Origin of the sequence: Actinomadura sp. KC06, from assembly GCF_004348735.1 — a bacterium.
GTDB lineage: Bacteria > Actinomycetota > Actinomycetes > Streptosporangiales > Streptosporangiaceae > Spirillospora.
Window position 1 is genome coordinate 1 of the sequence record NZ_SMKT01000119.1, and the last position, 21,034, is coordinate 21,034.

The following is a 21,034-nucleotide window of genomic DNA, read 5'->3' on the forward strand; positions in this document are numbered from 1 at the left end:
GGGAGGATCCGGTCATGGACGGGGGATCGGACGACGTGCGCAGGCGGTCTCTGCTGTCCTGGCGGTTCGTGGCGATCCCCGTGCTGCTGATCGGGCTCGGGATGCTGTGGGGGTCGGTGTACGCGGCGGGCGAGTTCCCCGAGCGCAGGGACCAACTGCACGAGTTGCGGGACGCGCCCACCTGCGCGTCGCAGCCCCAGCGCCCGGCGGACTGCACGTGGACGCAGGAGTTCATCGTCTCCGACATCCGGCTCTACAAGGGCAGGGGAGCAGCATCAGCGCCATGCTCACGCCGCCCGGGCAGACGTACAAGTGGCCGACGGTGTACCGGAACAACGGGCCGCTGCTGAACACGCTGCGTGACGGCGACCGGGTCAAGGGCACCATCTGGCGGGGTGGCGTGGTGAAGATCGCCACCGGGGACGCCGTGCAGACGACGAACGCGAGCCCCGCCACCATGCCGGAGACCATGCTGGCGATGGCGGTCGTGCTGGCCGTCCCGGGGTTCCTCTTCGTCTACGTTGCGGGCTGGCGTCTGGTGCGGTGGTCGCGGCGGGCGCCTTCGCCGGGCATGAACTGCGTCCTCGGCGTCGCCGTCGCCCTGCTCATCGGCGGGCTCGGAGCCATGGCCGTCGCCGGGGGGACGGCCGAGGACACGGTGCCCGAGGTCGACGTGGGGGCGCTCTTGCTCTTCGCCGCCGTCTACGCGGGGCTGGCCGCGATCATGATCCTTGTCGCGGTGCTGATGTACCGTGCGGTCCTTTCCGATGACCAGACCGCCGCCCCGGCGCCCACGCTCCAGGACTCCTCCCTGTAGCCGGGTTACGGCGCGGTGACCGCGCGCTGTCTCAACCCGTCCGTTACCGGCGGGTGCGCACAATGCGGGTGGGAGGTGCCCGGTGCGAACGGTGGACCGTGAGCACTACGCCGGCCTGCTGCGGCTCGCGTACCTGGTGCTGGACGACGGCGACGCACCGCTCACGCGCGCCCGCCGTGCCGCCGCCCGCGCGGCCCGGGTCAGGAAGGGCGGATATCCGGCGATGCGGGCGCGGCTCGTCGCGATCCTGCTCACCGACCCGCCCGCTGGTCGGCCCCTGCTGCAGCGTCTTTTCTTCGAGCCCGCGCCGACTCCGAAGGGGTCCGTCCGGGCGGCGCTGCTTGAGCTGTCGCGGCATGAGCGGCTCGCCTACCTGCTGCACCGCGACGGGCTCACCGCCCCCGAGGCGGCTGCCGAGCTGGGCGTCCACATCCAGGCCGACTTCCGGGACGTGGACCGGGCCACCGACGCCGTCGACGACCGGACGGGCCTGGACGAAGCCGCGCAACGGGCCGAGATCGAGGCTTTCGAGCCTGATCTGGTGCGGCTGCGTCCGCCGCTCGCCGTCCCGCGCGCCTGGCGGGTCGCCGTGGCGGCCGGGCTCGTGGCGGTGGTGCTGGCGGTCGCCGGGTTCGTCCTGATACCGCCGGGCGAAGGGGCCGGCGGGCCTGCCGCGATCGACCCGCGCGCGTGGCAGCGGACGGGCGCGCCGACCATCTACGAATGGCCTGCGCAGGGCGAGCTGCGCGACAACGCCGGGCTGCTGCGCCGGGCCGCCGACGCCTGGCGGGACGACCGGCACGACCCGCCGCACGGACGCGTCGTCGTCCTGTACGCCGGGACGGTGGACGGGGCGTCCCTCGTCGTCCTGCGCGACTCACCCGGCCTGCGGGAGACGCCGAGCGTGGCGCAGTACTTCGAGCGGCGCCTGTCGCGCGGCGTGGAGTCGGTCCGCAGGCTCGGGACGGGCGCGGGCCAGCTCATCATGCTGGGCCTGACGTGGCGCTACCTCGTCCCGCCGTGGCTGCAGGAGGTGCGGGCGGCGCTGCCGTCAGGACGCTCTCCAGATTGGGCGCCGGTGGCCGTCAAGGACGGGCTGACCGATCCGCTGCCCTGGCGCTGGTTCACGCCGCGCTGCCAGAACTACGTGGTGTTCCAGATGACGTTCCGTCCGGGCAATGGCGGTTGGCCGCGGACCGTCACCCAGCTCGCCTCGCACGACCCGCGGTCCGCGGCGCCGCGAGTGTGGTTCCGCGGCCCGCCGGAGCGGGACGAGAAGTTCAGCTGGGCGGCCCTCCACGCCGTCGCCTGCGAGGGCGCGGCCACGCTGAGCGAGTCCGGTGACCTGCGGCTGGGGCGGCTGTGGAGCGGCGAGCTGCCGGACGGCGGCGGCCGGGCGACGCTGCTGACGGTGGACGCGTCCTCGCCGTGGGGCGCCCCGGCCAGCTCGATGCTGATCTCCGCCGAAGGACGGGCGCTGTCGGAGCGGGGCAGGACGAACAGCGACTTCACCTCGTCCGCCGGGACGGTCGCCGCCGTGTGGTGGCGGTCGCCCCGGCGCTGGCACCTGGTGGCGGCGGCGGGCCCGGACATCGTGCGGCTGAAGACGGTCGGCGAACTGGGCTCCCACGAGATGAAGATGGACCACGGAACGCCCCTGCTCGTGGTGCCCGGCCCGCGCACCGGCGGCGCATCCGCGGAGACGTCCAGCCTCCCGATCGTCCAGGTCGTCGCCTACGAAACAGACGGCGACCGCACAGTCGTCGACCCGTCCTGAAACGAGCGGACCTGGCATTGTTGCTTGCTGGACGTAGTTGCAAGGTGTTTGCAATAGTGGCGGTATGGCTGACTACACGCTTCCTGATCTGCCCTACGACTACGCCGCGCTGGAGCCCGCCATCACGGGGGAGATCCTGGAGCTGCACCACTCCAAGCACCACGCCGCCTACGTCAAGGGCGCCAACGACACGCTGGAGAGGCTGGCCGAGGCGCGGGACAAGGAGCAGTACGGCGGGCTGGTCGGGCTGGAGAAGACGTTCGCGTTCAACCTGTCCGGGCACGTCCTGCACTCGATCTTCTGGGACAACCTGTCGCCGGACGGCGGGGACCGTCCCGACGGCGAGCTGGCGGCGGCCATCAACGAGCACTTCGGATCGTTCGACGCGTTCCGGAAGCAGCTCACCACGGCGACGTCCACCGTGCAGGGGTCCGGGTGGGGCGTGCTGGCGTGGGAGCCGCTGGGGAGACGGCTCGTCGTGGAGCAGGTCTACGACCATCACGGCAACGTCGGGATGAACACGACGCCGTTGCTGGTCTTCGACGCGTGGGAGCACGCCTACTACCTGCAGTACCGGAACGTGCGTCCTGACTACGTGGAGAAGCTCTGGTCGCTCGTCGACTGGACGGACGTCGCAACGCGTTTCGACAAGGCCCGCGGTTAGCCGCAGGGGCGCCCAGACCACGGCGCCCTCCAGGCCGGGATCGTGCTCAGAACCCTTTCCTTGCGGCCTGGAGGGCGTCGTGCCATGTCATGGGCCATGCTGAACTCGCCCGTCGGATGACGGATTCGCCGATGCCGTCCGGGCGTCTAGCCTCACGAGCCGGAGGACGACGACGCCGAAGGAGAATCGCATGGCCCACAGCCTCGTTTCACCGGAAGTGACGGCGCTGCCCAAGGTCACCGCCCTGCCCAAGGTCACGGCACTGCGAGAGGCGCTGGCCGCGCTGCCCGGGGCTGTCGTCGCCTACTCGGGCGGGGTGGACAGCTCGCTGCTCGCCTACCTCGCGCATCAGGAGCTGGGGGACCGGGCGCTCGCCGTCACCGCCGACTCGCCGTCGCTGGCGCGGGCGGAGCTGGCCGACGCCGGCGCGCAGGCCGAGCGGCTCGGGATGCGGTACCGGGTCGTGCGGACGCAGGAGCTGGACGACGAGCGGTACACGGCGAACGGCGGCGATCGGTGCCGGTTCTGCAAGGAGGCGCTGGTGTCGGTGCTCACCGCGGTGGCGGCGGAGGCCGGGGACTGGCCCGTCCTGCTGGGGGTGAACACCGACGACCTCGGCGATCACCGGCCGGGGCAGAGCGCGGCGCGGCGGCTCGGGGCGCGGTTCCCGATGGTGGACGCGGGGTTGAGCAAGGCGGACGTCCGGGAAGCGGCTCGGGAGCTTGGGCTGCCCACGTCCGACAAGCCCGCGTCGGCGTGCCTGTCGTCGCGGCTCGCGTACGGGGTGCCGGTCACGCGAGAGGCGCTGCGCCGGATCGAGGACGCCGAGGACGCGCTCCGCCGCGCCGGGTTCGGCGGGCGGCTGCGGGTCCGCGACCAGGGCGGCGACCTCGCCAGGATCGAGGTGGAGGCGGCGGACATCGGACGTGCGGCGGAGCGGGCGGGCGAGATCGTCGCGCTGCTCAAGGACGCCGGGTTCCGGTATGTGACGCTTGATTTGGAGCCTTATCGGCAGGGGAGCCATAACGCGGTGCTCGGGCTTCCTCGGGTGCGGGCGTCATGACCGTCGACGAGCTGGGGTTCGCGCGCGTCGACATCGGGCGGGGGCGGCGGCGCGGGCATCCGGAGGCGGTGTACTGCGAGGGCAAGACGGTCGCGGAGGTCGTGGCGATCGCGGAGAGCCTGATCGGGTCTGGTGCGACCAATGTGCTGGCCACGCGGGCGGATGCGGAGACGCTGGACGCTTTGCGTGCGGCGTTCCCCGGCACGGTGGTGCATGAGCGCGCCAGGCTGGCCGTGCTGGCGCCGGTCGCGGTGTCCGGGACGGGACGGGTCGAGGTCGTGTGCGGACGCCCGGAGGACGAGGCCGCGGCCGAGGAGGCCGCGCTGGTCGCGGAGGCGATGGGCAGCCGGGTCGTCCGGCGTTACGACGCGCCCGTCCATGACCCGGCCGCGCTGCCCGAATGGCTCCGCGAGCAGAACTCCCCCGGCGTGTTCGTCGTCGCGGACGGGACGGGCGGCGCGCTGCCGACGCTCGTGTCCGGGCTGACCCATCGCATGGTCGTCGCGCTGCCGACTTCGGCGGGCGGGGAGCAGGCCGGGCACGCCGCTCTCCTCTCGGCCTTGAATTCGTGTTCGCCTGGAGTGGTCGTGGTCAATATCGACAACGGTTACGGGGCCGGATATGCCGCCCATCTCGTCAATGCGGCGGGGTCATGAGCCGTCCGATCGTCGCCGTGGCTGAAGCGGCTGAGCTTGATCCAGACCAGGTGCGGCAGCGCGTCAAGGAATTGCTGGCCCGTGATGCCGAGGTGGCGTTCCTGCGGCGGGCGTCGCGCGAGCAGTTCGAGGCGGCGAGGGAGGCCGCGCCGGGGGCCGTCCATCATTCGCGGTCCGGGCTGGTGGTGCTCACGCGCCCGCGGCCTCCTGTGGCGGTGCCCGTCGTCGTCCTGTCCGCTGGGACGGCCGACCTGCCGGTGGCGGAGGAGGCGCTGGCGGGGGCGACCGCGTTCGGGCTGGACGTCACGCTGATCGCCGACGTCGGCGTTGCTGGGCTGCATCGGCTGCTGGCCGTGCGGGAGCGGCTGGACGAGGCGCGGCTCCTCATCGTCGCGGCGGGCATGGACGGTGCGCTGCCGTCGGTCACGGCGCGCCTGACGTCCCGTCCGGTGATCGCGGTGCCGACCAGCGTCGGCTACGGCAGTTCCAGCGGCGGCCTCGCGGCGCTGGCCGCGCTGCTGAACTCCGGGGCGCCGGGACTGGCCGTCACCGGGATCGACGACGGGCTCGGAGCCGCGGTACTAGCGCGAAGGATGCTCAGATGACGAAGATCGCCTATTTCAACTGCTTCGCCGGGGTGGCCGGTGACATGGCGCTCGGGTCGCTGCTCGACGCGGGCGCCGATCTCGGCGAGGTGCGGGCCATGCTGAAGGGGCTGGACGTCCCCGGCTGGTCCCTGGACGTCGAGCGGGTGTCGCGGCGCGGGATCGCCGCCACGCGCGCCATCGTGGACGTCGAGGACGACGCCGTGTCCCGCACGCACGCGGTCATCGAGGAGATCGTCACCGCCGCGCCGCTGCCCGGCCGGGTGCGGGAACGGGCCCTCGACGTGTTCCGGACGCTCGCCGAAGCCGAAGGCGCGGTCCACGGGATGCCGCCTGAGGACGTCCACTTCCACGAGGTCGGCGGGCACGACGCGATCGTCGACGTCGTCGGGACGTGCGCCGCGCTCGAGACGCTTGGCGTGGACGAGGTGCGTGCCGCGCCCATACCGGTCGGACGAGGCTTCATCCGGTGCCGCCACGGCCTGATCCCGAACCCGGGCCCCGCCGTTGTCGAGCTGCTGGCCCGCGCCCGCGCGCCGATCCAGGGGCACGACATCGACTCCGAGATGGCCACCCCTACGGGCACCGCGCTGCTGGTCACCCTCGCCGACGCGTTCGGGCCGATGCCGTCGATGACCGTCACCGGGAACGGGTTCGGCGCCGGGACGAAGATCTTCGGGGACTTTCCCAACGTGACCCAGGTCGTCCTCGGCGAGACCGCCTGAACGCGGACGAGACCGCCTGAACGCGGAAGGGCGCGTGAACGCGGAAGGGCGCGTGAACGCGGAAGGGCGCGTGAACGCGGAAGGGCGCGTGAACGCGGAAGGGCGCGTGAACGCGGAAGGGCGCGTGAACGCGGAAGGGCGCCCGCCGGACGTCGTTGGCCGGCGGGCGCCCACGCTTTTTAACCAAGCCGCGCTCAGCGGCGGCGCCAGATGCGGTGGTGGCGGGACGACGGCGCCTCCGGACGGGTCGACTCCCACTTGCGGCGCCATTCGGACGCGTCGGGGCCGCGGGGCGCGCGGCGGCGGTCTGGGGCGTGCAGGGACGTCCACCAGTCCTCGTCGTGCTCGACCCACAGGCGGCCCATCTCGTCCTCAAGGCGGGCGTTGAAGGCGCTCGTCGACTCGTCCGGGCCCGGGTCGAGCGGCTTGCCGTACCGGACGGACACGACGGGCCGCCCCTTCTTCGGCCAGAACCCGCCGCGCGGCATCGCCTGGTACGTGCCGCGCAGCACCAGCGGCACCGCCGGGACGCCCTGATCGCGGCACAGCAGCGACGCGCCCATCCGGAACCGCCGGGCCCAGCCGTCCGTCGAGCGGGTGCCCTCCGGGTAGATGAGCAGGCTCCACCCGTCCTGCAGCAGCTCGGACGCCAGGTCCAGCGCCCCGCCCGAGCCGCGCCGCTCGATCGGGAACGCGTTGAACGTCAGCGCGGTCGCGACGGCGCGCCAGCGGGCGTCGAAGAAGTAGTCGGCCGCCGCGGCGACCGCGACCCGCTGGCGGATCCGGGCGGGCAGCGAGCCGAGGATCAGCGGCGTGTCCAGGTGGCTCGCGTGGTTCGCGACGAACACGACCGGGCCCTTGAGCTCGTCCAGGACGTCCGCGCCGTGGATCTCGGGACGGGTCTGGCTCCACGTGACCGTCCTGAGCACGCCGTCGAACGCGACCTTCCGGGCCGCGATCGCGAGCGGCGTGCGCGCCCACTCGGTCGGGAACGGGCGGCTGGGCGGGGCCGTCTGCCACGGCTGCGCCGACCGGGGCGCCGGGGCCCGGCCGCGCCAGTCACGTCCGCGGCGCAGCAGCCGGATCTCCTCCGCGAGCTTCATCCGGCCGCCCTTGCCGGAGCCGCCCTTACCGCCGCCGCTCATCGGACGTCCGCCAGCGTCATCGGCGGGGTGTGCAAGTAGGTGAGGGACGGGCTGCGCCCGACCGTCTCGCCCGCCATCTCCAGCGCGTCCGCGAGGGTGCTCGCCGCGCGGAACCCGAGCCGGGACGCGACGCGGCGGTCGGCGCCCACGCAGATGACGTCGCCGAGGTGCGACAGCGCGTGCGCGCCCCAGTACCACATGTAGAACGGGTGGACGCCGTGGTAGGCGTACGAGTTCCGGTACAGGTGGACGTACCAGGGGTCGGTGGCGTACTGCTCCTCGTACTTCGTCTCGATGGTCGCCGGGTCCGTCGTCTGCGTCAGCACCTCCTCGTAGAAGTCGATGTAGCTCGGGTGGTGCAGCGGATGGAACTCCGACTTCATCGGGTGGTACATGATCAGCGCGCCGCCCTCGCGGACCAGCGGCTTGTTCTTGTACATGTTGAAGTAGTAGCCGAGCCCCAGGCTGTACACGAGGATCGGGTTCATCACCGAGTTCACGTTGTACGGGCACAGGTACGGCAGGCCCAGCATGAGGACGTCCGACTGGCCCTGCACCTCGGTGAGCTGCTGCCGGTGGACGTTGGCGAGCGTCTTCTCGTGGACGAGGTCAGTCGCGCCCGCGTGCACCCCGGTGATTCCGTAAGGCGCGCGCATGTTCTGCCACACCCGGTGCCGGGCGGTGGCGGGGGCGAGGTCGTTGGCTCGCTTGCCGGCGAGGAATTTCGCCTGGTCCTTGAGCGTCCACTCCCATTCGCGCTTGTTGAGGAACTCGAACGGCGGCGGGAACTGGTCGTTGTTGACCGTGCACTCGATGTGGAACACGCGCACAGACTCGGACAGCAGCTTGTGCATCCGGTCGTAGGAGTGGTGCATCGCCGAGTTCGGCGGGTCGTTGAACGAGCGGGAGTGCCGCAGCGTGTGGACGTTGTGGTGGTGCCGCAGGCTCTTGTACGACGCCAGCCCCACCGCCACCGACTTCGCGCCGCCGCTCATCGCGACCAGCGTGATGTTCACGTACACGATGAGGTCGCTCTCGGCGGCCCGCTTGTTGATCTCCACGTCCTCGCCGTGCCGGGTCTGCCCGAGCAGGGTGAGGTTGTCGCGGTCCTCGGCGTCGTGGTTGCCGAGCTTGTCCGGCCAGAACGAGTTGAAGACGCGCTCGCCGACGATGTGCTTGATCTCCGCTGGCGTCATCCGGCGGTGCAGCGCGTTGCCGGCGATCAGCTCGACGTCGTCCACCCCGGCGGCGGCGGCCATCTCCAGCACCTGCTCGATCACCCGGCCGCGGACGTCCGGCGCCCGCATCGGCGGCAGCGGCAGCGACAGGTCGTCGAACACGATCGTCAGCCGCATGCCGGAATGCAGCAGCTCGGGGAGCGGCTCGCTGCCGAGCGGGTTCAGCAGCGCGTCGCGGATCCGTCCGGTCACGTCGCGGACGCCCGGCAGCGAATCCGGCGGATAGATGACGCGGGTGCCGAGCGGGAACCGCTCCAGCCGGAACCCTTCTCCTTCGTGCACGAGAAGCGGGGGCGTCCGCTCGTCCACCTCCAGCACGAGTCCCGGTCTGCTCATCCAACGGCTCCTTCGCGATCGAGGTGGTCGGGGGTTTCGCCAAGCGAGGGTCGGTCCCCGTTCTGGGGGTCGAAGGCGATTTTGACGCTTCCGGAGCGTCCGGCGGACAGGGCGTGCGACAGCGCGTCCCGCCAGCGGGTGAGGGGGTAGACGCTGTCGACGAATCCGCCGAGCGCGTCGTGCGAGGCCAGGTCGATCGCGGCCTGGAAGTCGTCGGCGCCGCGGCTGGCGTAGGAGCCGACGATGTTCAGCTCCCGGTACCAGGCGGGCGTCAGGTCGGCGGGCTTGGACGGCATGCCGGACAGCAGCACCGTCCCGCCCGCGCGGACGAGCCGCAGCGCGGTGTCGAGCCCTTCGCCGCCCGTGCACTCGACGACGATGTCGGCGCCGCCGAGCAGGTAGCCGGGGCCCAGTTCGGGACGGACGAGCGAGCCGCCCGTGATGCGCCGCAATCCGCGCAGCGCGGCCGACGGGTCGATCGTCTCGGTCGCGCCCAGCGCGCGGGCGCGGCGGCGCTGGCCCGCGTGGCGGGCGATGACCGTGATCGGACCGGCGGGCGTCAGCTCGCGCAGCGCGAGGGTGGTCAGCAGGCCGACCGTCCCCGCGCCGACCACGACGATCGACGTGCCGCGCGGCACGTCGATCCGGCGGACGGACCGCACCGCGCACGCGAGCGGCTCCGACAGCACCGCCCGCTCGGACGGCAAGGACTCCGGCACCCGGTGCAGCTGGCTGTGGTGCGCGACGAGCCGTTCGGACCAGCCGCCGCCCGTGTCGGCGCAGAACCCGGTCTGGAGGCCGGACGAGATCCGTCCGGCGTTCACGTGGTCGCAGCGGTTCTCGTTGCCCTCGGCGCAGGGCGGGCACGGGCCGGTGCCGCGGGCCCGGCACGGCAGCACCGGGTCGATGACGACGCGCGTCCCGGCGGGCATGCCGTCGCCGGCGTCGTCCATCAGCTCGGCGACGATCTCATGGCCGGGCACGAACGGCATCGAGGTCAGCGGCGCCAGGTACGGAGAGACCTTCCCGGCCGCCATCGCCAGGTCGGAGCCGCAGATCCCGGACAGCACGGGACGCAGCCGCACCCAGCCGGGCCCCGGCGTCCCGGGCGGGGGCTTGGACGTCAGCCGCAGCGGCGCCAGCGACGGGACGGCCGCCGAACGGAGCCGTCCCGGCAGGCGCGCGGCGGCCAGGTAGCGGGCGGGGGAGCGGTGGTACTCCAGCGCCAGGATCATCGGACCCCACCTTTCTGAGAAGCGCCCTCCAAGGCGGCGTCCAGGAGGGTGGAGACCGCGCCGGAGTCGCCGTCCCAGTCTGCGATCGTCCAGCGCTGCCGCTTGGCGTGCCGGTACAGGCGGGCGTCGGGGTTGACGGCCACGGGGTTCCCGACCTGCTGGAGGACGGGCAGATCGGAATAGTGGTCACCGTACGCCCAGCTCCCGGTCAGGTCGACGCCCTCGTCGCGGGCCCAGGCCCGCAGCCAGGCGGCGCGTGACTCGCCGATGAGCGGCGGCTGCTCGAAACTGCCCGTGCAGCGTCCGTCGACCACCCGGAGTTTCGCGGCCAGGATGTCGTCGAAGAGCGTGCGGAGCGGCTCGATGAACACGTCCACGGTGCCGGTCAGCAGGATCGTGCGGTGCCCGGCCGCGCGGTGGTTGCGGATGCGCCGGATCGCCTGCGGCCAGGCGCGGCGCAGCAGGACGTCCCCGAGCCGGTCGCGGGCCAGCTCCCGCAACTGCTCCTCGTTCGCGCCCTCGTAGCGCTGGACGAACTCGCGCAAGAACTCGCCGCGGTCGCGGTGCTCGGTGCGCAGGTAGTGCGGGACCTTCCGCAGGACGGGCAGCAACGTGGTCGGCCATGCCTTGAGCGGGGCGTCCAGCAGGCGGGCCCACAGGTGCGCCTCCACGACGTCCGACGCGACGATCGTCCCGTCGAGGTCGAACACGGCGACGACGTCGCTCCGCTCCTCGAACGCGGCGGTCGCCGGTGCGGGGCGGGCCGAGGTCCCGATCGGGCGCGGCTTCGGCGAGGGCGCCTGCACGTGGCGGAACGCGGCGGTCACCGCGGGGCAGTGCACGTCGCGGAGGTAGTGCGCCCAGTCGATGACGGCGGAGTCGCAGCCCGCGCCGTCCGCGAGCGACTTGTCCAGCGCGAGCGTCGCTGTGTCGGCGTAGACGACCTCGGCGGCGCCGTACGCCCCGTACAGGTCGCGGTAGCGGCGCAACATCCGGACCTCGCGGCCCTGCTTGTACAGGTTGCGCTGCCAGCCGCGGGTGCGGTCCCCGCTGGGCAGCATCATCAGCGCCTTCTCCGCGAAGTCCATGGCGCGCTCGGCGGTGCCGAGCATGCGCTCGGCGCGTCCTTCGCTGAGCAGAGTCAGCTCGCGCGGACGGATCGCGCCGCGCCCGTCGGTGCCGGGCAGCGGATGCTCGTTGAAGTACTCCTGGACGAGCTCGACCAGCCGCTGCAGCGTGAGCGGATTCCGGGCCCCGGACCCGACGTGGTAGTACGCGGGCGTCCCCGGCTCCGGCGGCGCGGCGGCCGCGGCGAGCAGGGCGCTCACCACCAGGTCGACCGGGATGATGTCGACGACGCCGTCCGCGATCCCGGCCAGCGCCCGCAGCATGCCCTGCCCGTAGGCGAGGATCAGCGGGTCCGCCATCTTGAACCCGTCGATCCAGCCCGGGTAAGGCAGCTTCAGGGCGCTCTCCACGATCGCGGGACGGACGATCGACAGCGGCACGTCGCTCGCCGTCTGCTCCGCCGCCCGCTCGCCGAGGGCCTTGGTGAGGGTGTAGACGTCCGGCCAGCCGAGGCTGCGGGCCCGTTCGCGCCCGTAGGCGATCAGCCGGTCGTCGACCTCCTCGCGGCGGCGGCGCTCGGTGTCGGCCGCCACGGCGGTCGGGCCCGCCTTGCCCTGCTCCTTGAGCGCGGCGGCGCGGAGCCGCCCGAGGACCTCGGGCCGCCGCGAGTCGCGCTCCACCGACCGGCGGGACTCCACGGCGCATTCCAGCTCGGTCTTCCAGTCGATGGCGTGGTCGAGGGTCGTCTCCGGGACGATCCCCTTCCGCGACCCCGCCACGTACGCCGTGGAAACGTGCACGATGTGCGGCGTCTTCCCCGACCGCCGCCCGGCCCGCCGGACGGCCTCGTACAGCTCGACCGTGCCGACGACGTTCGTCTGGAACGCCTCGTCGATCGGCGGGTCGAACGACACGATCGACGCGCCGTGGATGGCGACGTCGATGTCGTCCGGCAGCTCCGGCACGGACTCGGTCAGGTCGGCCGAGACCACCCGCACCCGATCCCGCACGATGGCGCGGGCCGCGTCGTCGCCGACCCGCTCCCGCCACGGCCAGAACACCGGCTTGTCGACCAGCTCGTCCAGCCGCTGGTCCGCGGTCACACCTGGTTTCTCCCGAAGCACCGCGACAACGCGGGTGTCGGGGTGCCGCGACAGAACGCGCTCCAACAGCGCCTGCCCAATGAAACCGGTGACGCCGGTGAGCAGGAGCGTGCGTCCTGCAAGGCCGTCGTGTGCGGGGGTGTCGCTCATGCTGCTTGGTTCTCCCTGTGTACGCCGGCGTGGGCTAGGGCCCAGTCGGAGGCCATCTGGGGTATGCGGTGGCGCGGGAGCCGTTCCAGCGAGCGGCGCCGCGCGTCCTCCGCGAGGGTCGCGCCGGCGAAGCCGGGGAGCTGCGCGATGGTGGCGTCGAGGCGGCGCAGGCGGTCGAGGCCGTCGTCGTCGCCGAACAGCCAGACGAGCGCGAAGTCGCTCTCGTCCTGCGGGCGCAGGCCCGTCCCGACGGGGGCCCAGAGGCGCTGCATCGCCCACCGCGCCATCCGCCGGGCCCGCGCGCTGCGCTCCAGCCGGAGCCGCGCCTGCGACCGGTAGAACGCGAAATGGCGGCGCTCGTCCTTGATGATGCGCCGCAGGATGTCGCGGAGTACGGGGTTCTCGCTCTTCTCGATCATCGACTGGTAGCTGTTGATGGCGCTGAGCTCGTTCATCGCGCCCCACGTCATCTGGATCGCGACGAAGTCCCTGGTCAGCGCGGAGCCGACCATCGAGGCGAGGTGCCCGGTGTAGACGCCGCGGCCGAGCGCGCGGCGGATCCGCTCGTTCCGGGCGACCTTGGTGGGGTACGGCGAGTGGACGTTCACCCGCTCGCGGTCGGGCGCCAGCGTGAAGCCCGCCTCGCCGAGGAACCGGGAGAACGCCTCGCCGTGCCAGAACTCCTCGTAGATCCAGCAGCTCATGAACGCCGTGATCTCCGGGTCGAACGCGGCCCGCGTCGCGAGCAGGTCGCGGGCGTACATCACGGTGTGCGTCTCGATGTCCATCATGAAGGTGAGCGTGCGCGCCTCCGCCCCCGAGACGGGGAAGGACGGGATCGTGTCCCACTCCACCCCCGACAGATCGACCGCCTTCGAGTTGCGCACATAGCGGTCAAGGTCGAAGTCCTGCTTCATGTTCGGAACGCTAGGCACGGAAGGGGAGGGGCGAATCCGTCATGTGACGGGGCTCTTCCCCGGTGCCCGAATCCGCTGCTAGGGGCACCTCCGCGACGAGTGTGAAACCGCCTTTCCCGTCCGTCCCGGCGGAGAGGGAGCCGCCGAGAGCGCCTGTGCGGGCCGTCAGGTTCGACAGGCCCTTCCCGGTGCCGGGGTCGGAGCCCGTGAACGACGGCGGGATGACGCCGTCGTTGTGGACCGTGAGCCGCACCGCGCCGCCGTCGACGGTGACCGTGACGGCGCAGTGCTCGGGGTGCGCGTGCCGCAGGACGTTGGTGACGGATTCGCGGAGCACGGCGGCCAGCACACCGTCCACGGGGGAGGACGGCGGCAGCTCGGCGTCGTCCGGCAGGTCCACGTGGACGTCGGCGCCGGCGGCGGAGAGCGCGGCCCGTGCCGACACGGCCTCGTCGCGGAGGGACAGGGCGCGGTCGTCCTCCGCGACGGCGCGGGCCTCCGCACGCGAGCGCTCCGCCAGGTCGGCCAGCTCTCCGATCTCGGCGGCGGCGCGGGACGGGTCGGAGGTGACGAGCCGCCGCGCCAGCTCCGCCTTCACCGTGATCGTGGACAGCCCGAGGCCCAGCAGGTCGTGGACGTCGCGGGAGATGCGCAGCCGCTCGTGCAGCGCCGCCATCCGCGCCAGCCGCTCGCGGGCGACGTCGACCTCCCGGGCCAGCATCGGCAGCCGGTACAGCGCGTAGACGACCACGCCGATCTGTACCGAGATCGCGGACGTGTAGAGGTAGAAGAGCGTCCCGTGCGACGCCCACAGCGCGGGCACGCACCACGCCACGATGGTGAGGGAGAACAGGATCCACGCCCATCGTCCGCGTGAGACCAGGAGGACCGAGCCGGTGGCGAGGCACGCCATCGTCGCCCATTCCTGGCCGAGGATCGCGTACGGGACGAAGACCAGCAGGATCTGCGCGGAGAGCGTCCATGCGCTTCCGCGCGGGCGCCGTCTGCGCAAGACGGTCGAGGAGTGGCGTAGGACTAGCGCTGAGATCGCGGCCGTCACCGCCACTGCTCCGGCGGTGGCGCGCCAGGAGCCGTCCGTGCCCGCGTAGACGTAGATGACCTGCTGCCAGGCGAAACCGGCGGTCAGGATGAGGATGATCGTCCAGGCGAGGCGGGACTGCGTGACGCGCCCCGGACGTTCCCGGCGGCGCGACGGGCCCTGCAGCGCGCCGACGATCGACCGGACGTCCGTCGCCGCGCGCCGTGCCGTCCGCGCGACCTCGTCCATGTCGTCGCGGGCCGCGGGCGCGTCCACCGGGAGCCGGTCGCGGGCGCGCCGGCTCACCTCCTCGATCCGGGTGAGCGCCGCGCCCAGCACCGCGCGGAGGCTGCCCGCCGCCTCCAGCCGCTCCCGCGCCGCCGCGGCCGCCGCGAACTGCGCCCGCGTCGCGTGCAGCTCCCGGACGAACCCCGACAGCCGCGTGATCGCGTACATCGAGATGCCGACGTTCACCGTCGCCATCACGCAGAACGACACGTCGACCGCCGACCAGCCCTGGTAGTACCGCAGCAGGCCCTCGCCCGCCGCGACGCCCGCCACCATGAACCACGACAGCGGCGGACGCAGCAGGAGCAGCATCGACCCGGCGAGGAACCCGCCCACGACCGGATACCAGTCGGTGCCGAACACCGCCAGCGGGAGCAGCGCCAGCGCGGTCTGCGTCGTCAGGTGCGTCCAGATCACCCACCGGCGGGGACGCTGCGACCTCGGCCCGTACAGGACGAGCAGCCACTGCACGGCGAAGATGCCGGTGATCACGATGGTGGCCGACAGCAGCATGTGGGACGGGCCCGTCTCCGCCTGCTTCACCAGCCTCGTCTGCAGCATCAGGACGAGGTACATGCCGGTGATCGTGCGCGCGAAAAGGGGCGTTCTACCAGCGAGGCCGGCTGATTTCGCCGGTCCCGCCGGCGCGCCTCGCCGCCGCGCGGACTCGTCCTGTCGCGCCCTGGTCACGCTCTGCTCACCGGCCCCCCAACGCCGTCCCATCGGATGATGAAACGCCGGGGCCGCCGGATCAAGAGAAATAAGCGCTTGAATATTTTTTCGGCGCTATTTTTGTGGCGCGAGCGTCAGGCGGGGCACCTCGGGGATCAGGCGGGGACGTGCCGGTGCAGCTCCGCCCGGGACGCGACGCCGAGCTTCGGGAACGCCTTGTAGAGGTGGTAGGCGACCGTCCGGTGGCTGAGCCGGAGCCGCGCCGCGATCTGCCGGTTCGTCGCGCCGGTCATCGCCAGCCGCACGACCTGCATCTCCTGCGCGGTCAGCCGTCCGGGGAGGTCGTCGCCGCCCGTCCGGACGCCGCCCTGGCCCGCGGCCCGCAGCTCGCCGCGCGCCCGCTCCGCCCACGGGACCGCGCCGAGCCGCTCGAAGATGTCCAGCGCCGCGCGGAGCCGGGCCCTGGCCTGCGCGCGGCGCCGCGACCTGCGCAGCCACTCCCCGTACAGCAGCTCCGTGCGGGCGCGCTCGAACGGCCGCCCGCCTTCCCGGTGGGACGCGAGCGCGAGCGTGAAATGCCGCTCGGCCTCGTCGGGGTCGGAGGTGAGCAGCGCCCGGAATCGGGACACGACACCGTCGATCCACGGCTGTCCGGCGTTGCGGGCGAACGCCTCCAGCCGGGCCATCGCCTCGGCGCCCGCGCCAGGGCGACCCGCCGCGATGGCCGCGCCCACGGTGTCGATGAGCGCGAGGATCTCCGGCGGGGTGCAGGGCGCGGCGCCCCGGTTCGCGTCCTGGAGGTGTTCGAGCGCGTCGTCGGGACGGCCCTGTCCCAGGGCGAGCAGGCCGAGCGCGTCACCGACCCGTCCGTCGGCGGACAGGGCGCGGCAGCGGACCTCGTCGCCCTCGATCGCCGCCTGCCGCGCCTGGATCGACGTCGCCACGGCCGCCTGCCGGTGCTGGCCCGTCTCCGCGGCGATCCGCACCGCCTCGCGGGTCAGGGCGCGGGCCTCGTCGTGCTCGCCGTGGAAGAGCCGCGACCACGCCTGGACGGCCAGCCCGCGCGGCACGAGGCCGAGCAGCCCGCGGCGGCGGCACCGGGCCACGAGGTGCGCGGACGTCTCGGCGGCCGCCGTGTCGTCCCCGGCCAGCAGGGCGACCTCGGCGGCGAGCAGGCAGAGCCGTTCGTCTTCTGTGCGCGTGTCGGTGAGCAGCCGCAGGGCCTTTGTGCAGTCGTCGTCGAGCAGCGCCGACAGGGCCTTGAGCATGACGGACGTCTCGTCGCCGTCCGCGAGGCCGTCCCTTGCCTGGACGGCCGTTGCTCGATCACCGCACGACCACGCGTGGAACACGGCTTCTTCGAGTATCCGCACGCGGATCCGCGGATCGCCGTACGTGCGGGCCCGCTCCAGCAGCATGCGTCCCGCGGCCTGCGGGACGCCGTGCTCCAGCTCGACGCCCGCCCGGACGATGTCGACCCGTGCCCTCGTGTCCTCCGCGCCGCCCGCGAGCGCCGCGTCGTCGGCCAGCGACCGGGCCCGGACGAGCCGTCCGGCGGCCAGCTCCGCCTCCGCGGCGGCGGCGAGGCGGCGGGCGCGGACGTCCGGGTCACCGGCGAGGCGGGCGGCGCGCTCGTAGGCGGACGCCGCGCCGGACGGGCCCGACCGGTCCCTGATGTCGTCCGCGGCGGACTCCAGCTCGGCGGCGACGGTCTCGTCCGTCCCGAGAGCGGCGGCGGCGAGGTGCCGGACCCGCAGGTCCGCGTCGCCGGCCCGCGCGTGCACCTCCGCGAGCGCGCGATGGACGGCGATGCGCCGCGTGACCGGAACGCCCTGGTAGGCGGCGGCGCGGAGCAAGGGATGCCGGAAGCCGATCGCGGTGCGGGTCACGGCGACCACGCCCGCGTTCTCCGCCGCCTCCAGCGCGCCGAACGGGACGCCGAGGTCCCGTGCCGCCTGGACGACCACGCCCGGCTCGCCGGAGTCGTCCGCGGCGGCGACGGCGAGCAGCAGCCGCGCCGGTTCGGGCAGGTCGCGGACGGCCCGCTCGAATTCCGCCGGGGACGCGGCGAGACGCCCTGACCCGGCGGCGGCGAACTCGATGAGGGCGAGGGGGTTGCCGCGTGCCTGCTCCACCAGGTCGTCCCGCCGTTCGGCGGACATCTCGGGTGCGCGTTCCGCCAGCAGGCGGTCGGCGTCGTCCGGGTCCAGGCCGGGCAGGGTGAGTTCGGGGAGTCCGGTGCGTGACCAGCCGTCCCGCAGGGCGATCAGGAAGACGATGCCGCGCGACGCTACGCGGCGGGCGGCGAACAGGAGCGCGTCAGCCGATTCCCGGTCGAGCCATTGCGCGTCGTCGATGAGGCACAGAAGGGGGGTGTCGGCCGGTTCGGTGAGGAGGGTCAGCAGGGCCAGGCCGATGAGGAGCCTGTCGCCTGAGTCTGGTCGCGCCAGGCCGAGCGCGGATCGCATTGCCGCGGCTTGCGGGGCGGGTAGGGAGTCGATCTGGTCGGCGCGGTCGCTGAGGAGGAGGTGCAGGGCCGCGAACGGGATCTCCGACTCCGCCTCGATCCCGCTGCCGCGCAGGACGTTCATCCCCGCCGCCCGCGCCTCCGCGTGGTCGAGCAGCGCGGTCTTCCCGATCCCTGCCTCGCCGCGCAGGATCAGGACGCCGCCGCCCGCACCCGACCGGGCGCGGTCGAGGAGCCGTTCGATCCCGGCGGCCTCGGCCGCGCGTCCACACAAAGGTTCCCCCACCATGCTCCGGAGCCTGTCACCGCGTGTTGGCGCTGCCCAGTGCGGTGCGCACCGATCCGCATGTGAATCGTCCGGGGGTCGGGCCATGCGTTTCTCATACGCGCCTCAAACCTGGATCTTGATCACACCAAGGCTCACGCCAGGGCTCACACCCAGCCGAACTTGCCCGCGATGCGGACGGCGTCGATCCGGTTGCGCGCGTTCAGCTTGGTGATGCAGCTCGCCAGGTAGTTCCGGACGGTCCCGACCGTGAGGCTGAGGGCGAGCGCGATGTCGTCCACGTCCGCGCCCTCGGCCGCCAGCCGCAGCACCTGCGCCTCCCGCGGCGTCAGCGGGCTCTCCGGCTGCCGCAGCGCCACCAGCGCGAGCTGCGGGTCAACGACCTGCTCACCGGCCGCGACGCGCCGGATCGCGGCGGCCAGCTCGGCGGGCGGCACGTCCTTGAGGACGAACCCGTTCGCGTGCGCGTCCAGCGCCCGCCGCAGGTCGCCGGGACGCCCGAGGCCCGTCAGCATGAGCACCCGGCACTCGGGCAGCCGCTCGTGCAGCTCGGCGGCGGCGGTGACGCCGTCCACGCCGGGCAGGTCCACGTCCAGGACGGCGACGTCGGGCCGGTGCCGCAGCGCCGCCTTCATGATCGCGTCGCCGCTGCCGATCTCCGCCACGACCTCCAGGTCGGGTTCCAGATCGAGCAGCCCGGCCAGGGCGCCGCGCAGCAGCGCGACGTCCTCGGCCAGCAGGATCCGGATCGTTCGGGGCACGTTAGGCACCGTATCTACTGGCCCGGCGGTCAGCGGCGGGGTGTCCGCCGGCGGCCGCGTGACGTCACGGTTCAAGCCGGTCATCTCAAGCCCGTCATCGATGATCACGTCCTCCACGATCATCCGGCCGGGGTCGTCCGCGGCTCGCGGAAGACCGCCCTGATGAACAGTTCGGTGTGGCGCAGGGCCCGCTCCCGGGCGTCCTGCCGTTCCTCAGGTGTGGCGTCGGCGTGCAACCACAGTAGCCGCGCCTGGCCGATGGGCCCGAACAGCGCCCAGGCCAGGTCGGCGGGACGGCCGAGGCCGTCCGGGATCCAGCCCGCGTCGATCCACTGCTGGAACAGGGTGCCCGTCTCGTTCATGGACCGCGCGATGGTGTCGCCCAAGGCGGCCCTGTGGACGAGCCCGTCCCGGACCATCAGGCTGATGAACAGCCTTCCGCTCGGCGAGTCCCAGGCGTCGAGGACGTGCTCGACCAGCGCGCGGAGGTAGCCGGCCGGGTCGCGGTCGGCCAGGTCATGGCCCAGGCTCTCCCGTCCGGTGACGAGGCCCTGCGGCCCCAGCTTCGCCACGGCCGCGTCGAAGATGTCCTGTTTGCTCGCGAAGTGCGCGTAGAGGACGCTCTCGCTCAGCCCGACCTCGCGGGCGATCGCGCGGATCGACGTCCCCGTGTAGCCCTTCTGCGCGAAGAGCCGCAGCGCCGCCTCGACGAGCTCAGACTTGGTGTCCCCGGCCTGCGTCTTCGGCGGGCGTCCCGGACGCCGCCGCGCCTGCCCATCCGGCCTTATCGACACCTCTCGCTCCCTCCCCGTTCCCATGACCCGTTCCCATGACCCGTTCGTATGGCCCGTTCGTATGACAAGTGCAGCGTGCCGGACAGGCCCACCGGTCCGCCCGGTGGACCTGCCTTCGGCCCTGACATCCTTCATGAGCTCGCGGCGGCTTCCGTCGCCGCGCCGTGCTTCCATTGCCGCGCCTTCGCCGGGACCAGGACCAGGACGGTCCCTGCCACGGCCCACACTGCCAGGACGAGGAGCGGCGCGCCGATCGCGTTGCCGTCGAAGTAGACGGTGTTCCGCACCGCGTCGATGGCGGCCGCGACGGGCAGCCAGTCGCCGATCGCCGCGAACCATTGGGGGATGAACTGCGGGCCGATCGGGCCTCCGCTCGCCGGGACGCCGATCGGGATGAGCACCAGCGCGGTCAGCGCGAGGGCGGGCGGCCCGCCGACGCGCAGCGCGCCCGCCGCGAACGAGGCGACCGCGAACACCAGCAGGCTGCCGAGCCCCCACAGCTCCAGCGGGGCGCCGGCGAGTGCGCCGGTCAGACCTGCGGCGACCCAGGCGTTGACGCCGCCGAGCGCCACGGAACCGGCCGCCAGCAGCCCCATCCGCTGCGCCGCGCCCGCCTTCGGCACCGCGACCGCGAGCATCACGGCCAGGATCACGGCCGGGATGACCGTCGTGATCACGAAGAAGATCGCGGAGACGCCGTTGTTGTCGTCGGCGGGCAGCGGCCGGACGTCCTCGACCGTGACCGGCTGCCCGGTGGCCTGGCCGACGCCCTGGAACGCGGTGGTCAGCGCGGCCTGCTCGATCTTCCCGTTCGCCCCCGCGAGGACGAGCTTCGCGCCGCCGCCCTGCCCGCCGGGCTGGGCGCCGCCCTGTCCGGGGACGAACACCGCGTCCACCTCGCGTTCCAGCAGCGCGTCCCGCGCCTTCTGCTCGTCGCCGTAGGCCGTGAGGTCGAACGCGCCGTCGGCCTTCTGATCCATCACCGTGCCGAGCCGGTCGACCGCGGCGTCCGGCGCGACGACGGCGACGGGCACCCCGTGCGGCTCCAGGTGGTGCAGGGCCCCGAGGAAGGAACCCGCGAAGATCAGTCCGATCAACGACACCGCCACCATCACGGCGATGGGCTTGCCCTTCTCATGCATCGCTGCCTCCTTACTGTCGATGCTCGGTCTCCATGCCCTAAAAAATAATCGCTCGTTCGATTAATTACCATAGGGCGTCGCATGAG

18 protein-coding genes are annotated in these 21,034 nt (G+C 72.8%); 7 read left to right on the plus strand and 11 right to left on the minus strand.

What is annotated here, in order from left to right; all coding sequences use genetic code 11:
- Positions 1-247 (minus strand): hypothetical protein (locus tag E1287_RS44990; protein WP_207934551.1); only part of this gene is annotated, 247 nt, incomplete at its 3' end.
- A 36-nt stretch (positions 248-283) separates the two neighbouring features.
- On the opposite strand from E1287_RS44990, the gene E1287_RS30175 reads away from it, so the two are divergent.
- The 7 genes from E1287_RS30175 to E1287_RS30205 all read left to right on the plus strand — a co-directional run bounded on the left by E1287_RS30175 (position 284) and on the right by E1287_RS30205 (position 6,307).
- Positions 284-817, plus strand: a complete 534-nt coding sequence (locus E1287_RS30175; protein WP_131968662.1) for a hypothetical protein — start codon at positions 284-286, stop codon at positions 815-817.
- Positions 818-899: 82 nt separating this feature from the next.
- Positions 900-2,594 (plus strand): hypothetical protein, encoded by a 1,695-nt coding sequence (locus tag E1287_RS30180; RefSeq protein ID WP_131968663.1) that lies wholly within the window; start codon positions 900-902, stop codon positions 2,592-2,594.
- A gap of 64 nt (positions 2,595-2,658) precedes the next feature.
- Positions 2,659-3,258 carry a superoxide dismutase gene (locus tag E1287_RS30185; RefSeq protein ID WP_131968664.1) on the plus strand — a complete coding sequence of 200 codons (600 nt, stop codon included), beginning with the start codon at positions 2,659-2,661 and terminating at the stop codon, positions 3,256-3,258.
- Positions 3,259-3,448: 190 nt separating this feature from the next.
- A complete protein-coding gene (gene larE, locus E1287_RS30190; protein WP_131968665.1) occupies positions 3,449-4,321 on the plus strand; it encodes an ATP-dependent sacrificial sulfur transferase LarE in 873 nt (290 codons plus the stop codon).
- Entirely contained in the window at positions 4,318-4,977 is a 660-nt protein-coding gene (locus tag E1287_RS30195) for an AIR carboxylase family protein (RefSeq protein WP_131968666.1), read from the plus strand. Before larE ends, E1287_RS30195 begins: the two co-directional genes overlap by 4 nt.
- Before the next feature lie 17 nt (positions 4,978-4,994).
- Positions 4,995-5,582, plus strand: a complete 588-nt coding sequence (gene larB, locus E1287_RS30200; RefSeq protein WP_207934552.1) for a nickel pincer cofactor biosynthesis protein LarB — start codon at positions 4,995-4,997, stop codon at positions 5,580-5,582.
- Positions 5,579-6,307 carry a LarC family nickel insertion protein gene (locus E1287_RS30205; RefSeq protein ID WP_131968668.1) on the plus strand — a complete coding sequence of 243 codons (729 nt, stop codon included), beginning with the start codon at positions 5,579-5,581 and terminating at the stop codon, positions 6,305-6,307. Before larB ends, E1287_RS30205 begins: the two co-directional genes overlap by 4 nt.
- Positions 6,308-6,501: 194 nt before the next feature.
- Here the strand turns inward: E1287_RS30205 and E1287_RS30210 are convergent, their stop codons facing one another.
- The 10 genes from E1287_RS30210 to E1287_RS30255 all read right to left on the minus strand — a co-directional run bounded on the left by E1287_RS30210 (position 6,502) and on the right by E1287_RS30255 (position 20,948).
- Complete coding sequence (locus tag E1287_RS30210; RefSeq protein WP_131968669.1) at positions 6,502-7,452, minus strand: lysophospholipid acyltransferase family protein; 951 nt, start codon at positions 7,450-7,452, stop codon at positions 6,502-6,504.
- On the minus strand, positions 7,449-9,026 hold the full coding sequence (locus tag E1287_RS30215) for a lactate racemase domain-containing protein (protein WP_207934553.1): 1,578 nt from the start codon (positions 9,024-9,026) through the stop codon (positions 7,449-7,451). The genes E1287_RS30210 and E1287_RS30215 overlap by 4 nt, the downstream gene beginning before the upstream one ends.
- Positions 9,023-10,261, minus strand: a complete 1,239-nt coding sequence (locus tag E1287_RS30220) for an alcohol dehydrogenase catalytic domain-containing protein (RefSeq protein WP_131968670.1) — start codon at positions 10,259-10,261, stop codon at positions 9,023-9,025. The genes E1287_RS30215 and E1287_RS30220 overlap by 4 nt, the downstream gene beginning before the upstream one ends.
- Positions 10,258-12,582, minus strand: a complete 2,325-nt coding sequence (locus E1287_RS30225) for an HAD-IB family hydrolase (protein ID WP_131968671.1) — start codon at positions 12,580-12,582, stop codon at positions 10,258-10,260. The genes E1287_RS30220 and E1287_RS30225 overlap by 4 nt, the downstream gene beginning before the upstream one ends.
- Positions 12,579-13,499 carry a ferritin-like domain-containing protein gene (locus E1287_RS30230; protein ID WP_131968672.1) on the minus strand — a complete coding sequence of 307 codons (921 nt, stop codon included), beginning with the start codon at positions 13,497-13,499 and terminating at the stop codon, positions 12,579-12,581. The genes E1287_RS30225 and E1287_RS30230 overlap by 4 nt, the downstream gene beginning before the upstream one ends.
- Positions 13,500-13,509: 10 nt before the next feature.
- A complete protein-coding gene (locus E1287_RS30235; RefSeq protein ID WP_131968673.1) occupies positions 13,510-15,402 on the minus strand; it encodes a histidine kinase in 1,893 nt (630 codons plus the stop codon).
- A gap of 251 nt (positions 15,403-15,653) precedes the next feature.
- Entirely contained in the window at positions 15,654-18,254 is a 2,601-nt protein-coding gene (locus E1287_RS30240; RefSeq protein ID WP_165969245.1) for a LuxR family transcriptional regulator, read from the minus strand.
- 143 nt (positions 18,255-18,397) lie between these two features.
- On the minus strand, positions 18,398-19,012 hold the full coding sequence (locus E1287_RS30245) for a response regulator transcription factor (RefSeq protein ID WP_243719537.1): 615 nt from the start codon (positions 19,010-19,012) through the stop codon (positions 18,398-18,400).
- Positions 19,013-19,131: 119 nt separating this feature from the next.
- Entirely contained in the window at positions 19,132-19,806 is a 675-nt protein-coding gene (locus E1287_RS30250; RefSeq protein ID WP_207934554.1) for a TetR/AcrR family transcriptional regulator, read from the minus strand.
- A 131-nt stretch (positions 19,807-19,937) separates the two neighbouring features.
- A complete protein-coding gene (locus tag E1287_RS30255) occupies positions 19,938-20,948 on the minus strand; it encodes an ABC transporter permease (protein WP_131968676.1) in 1,011 nt (336 codons plus the stop codon).
- Between the last annotated feature and the right edge of the window lie 86 nt (positions 20,949-21,034).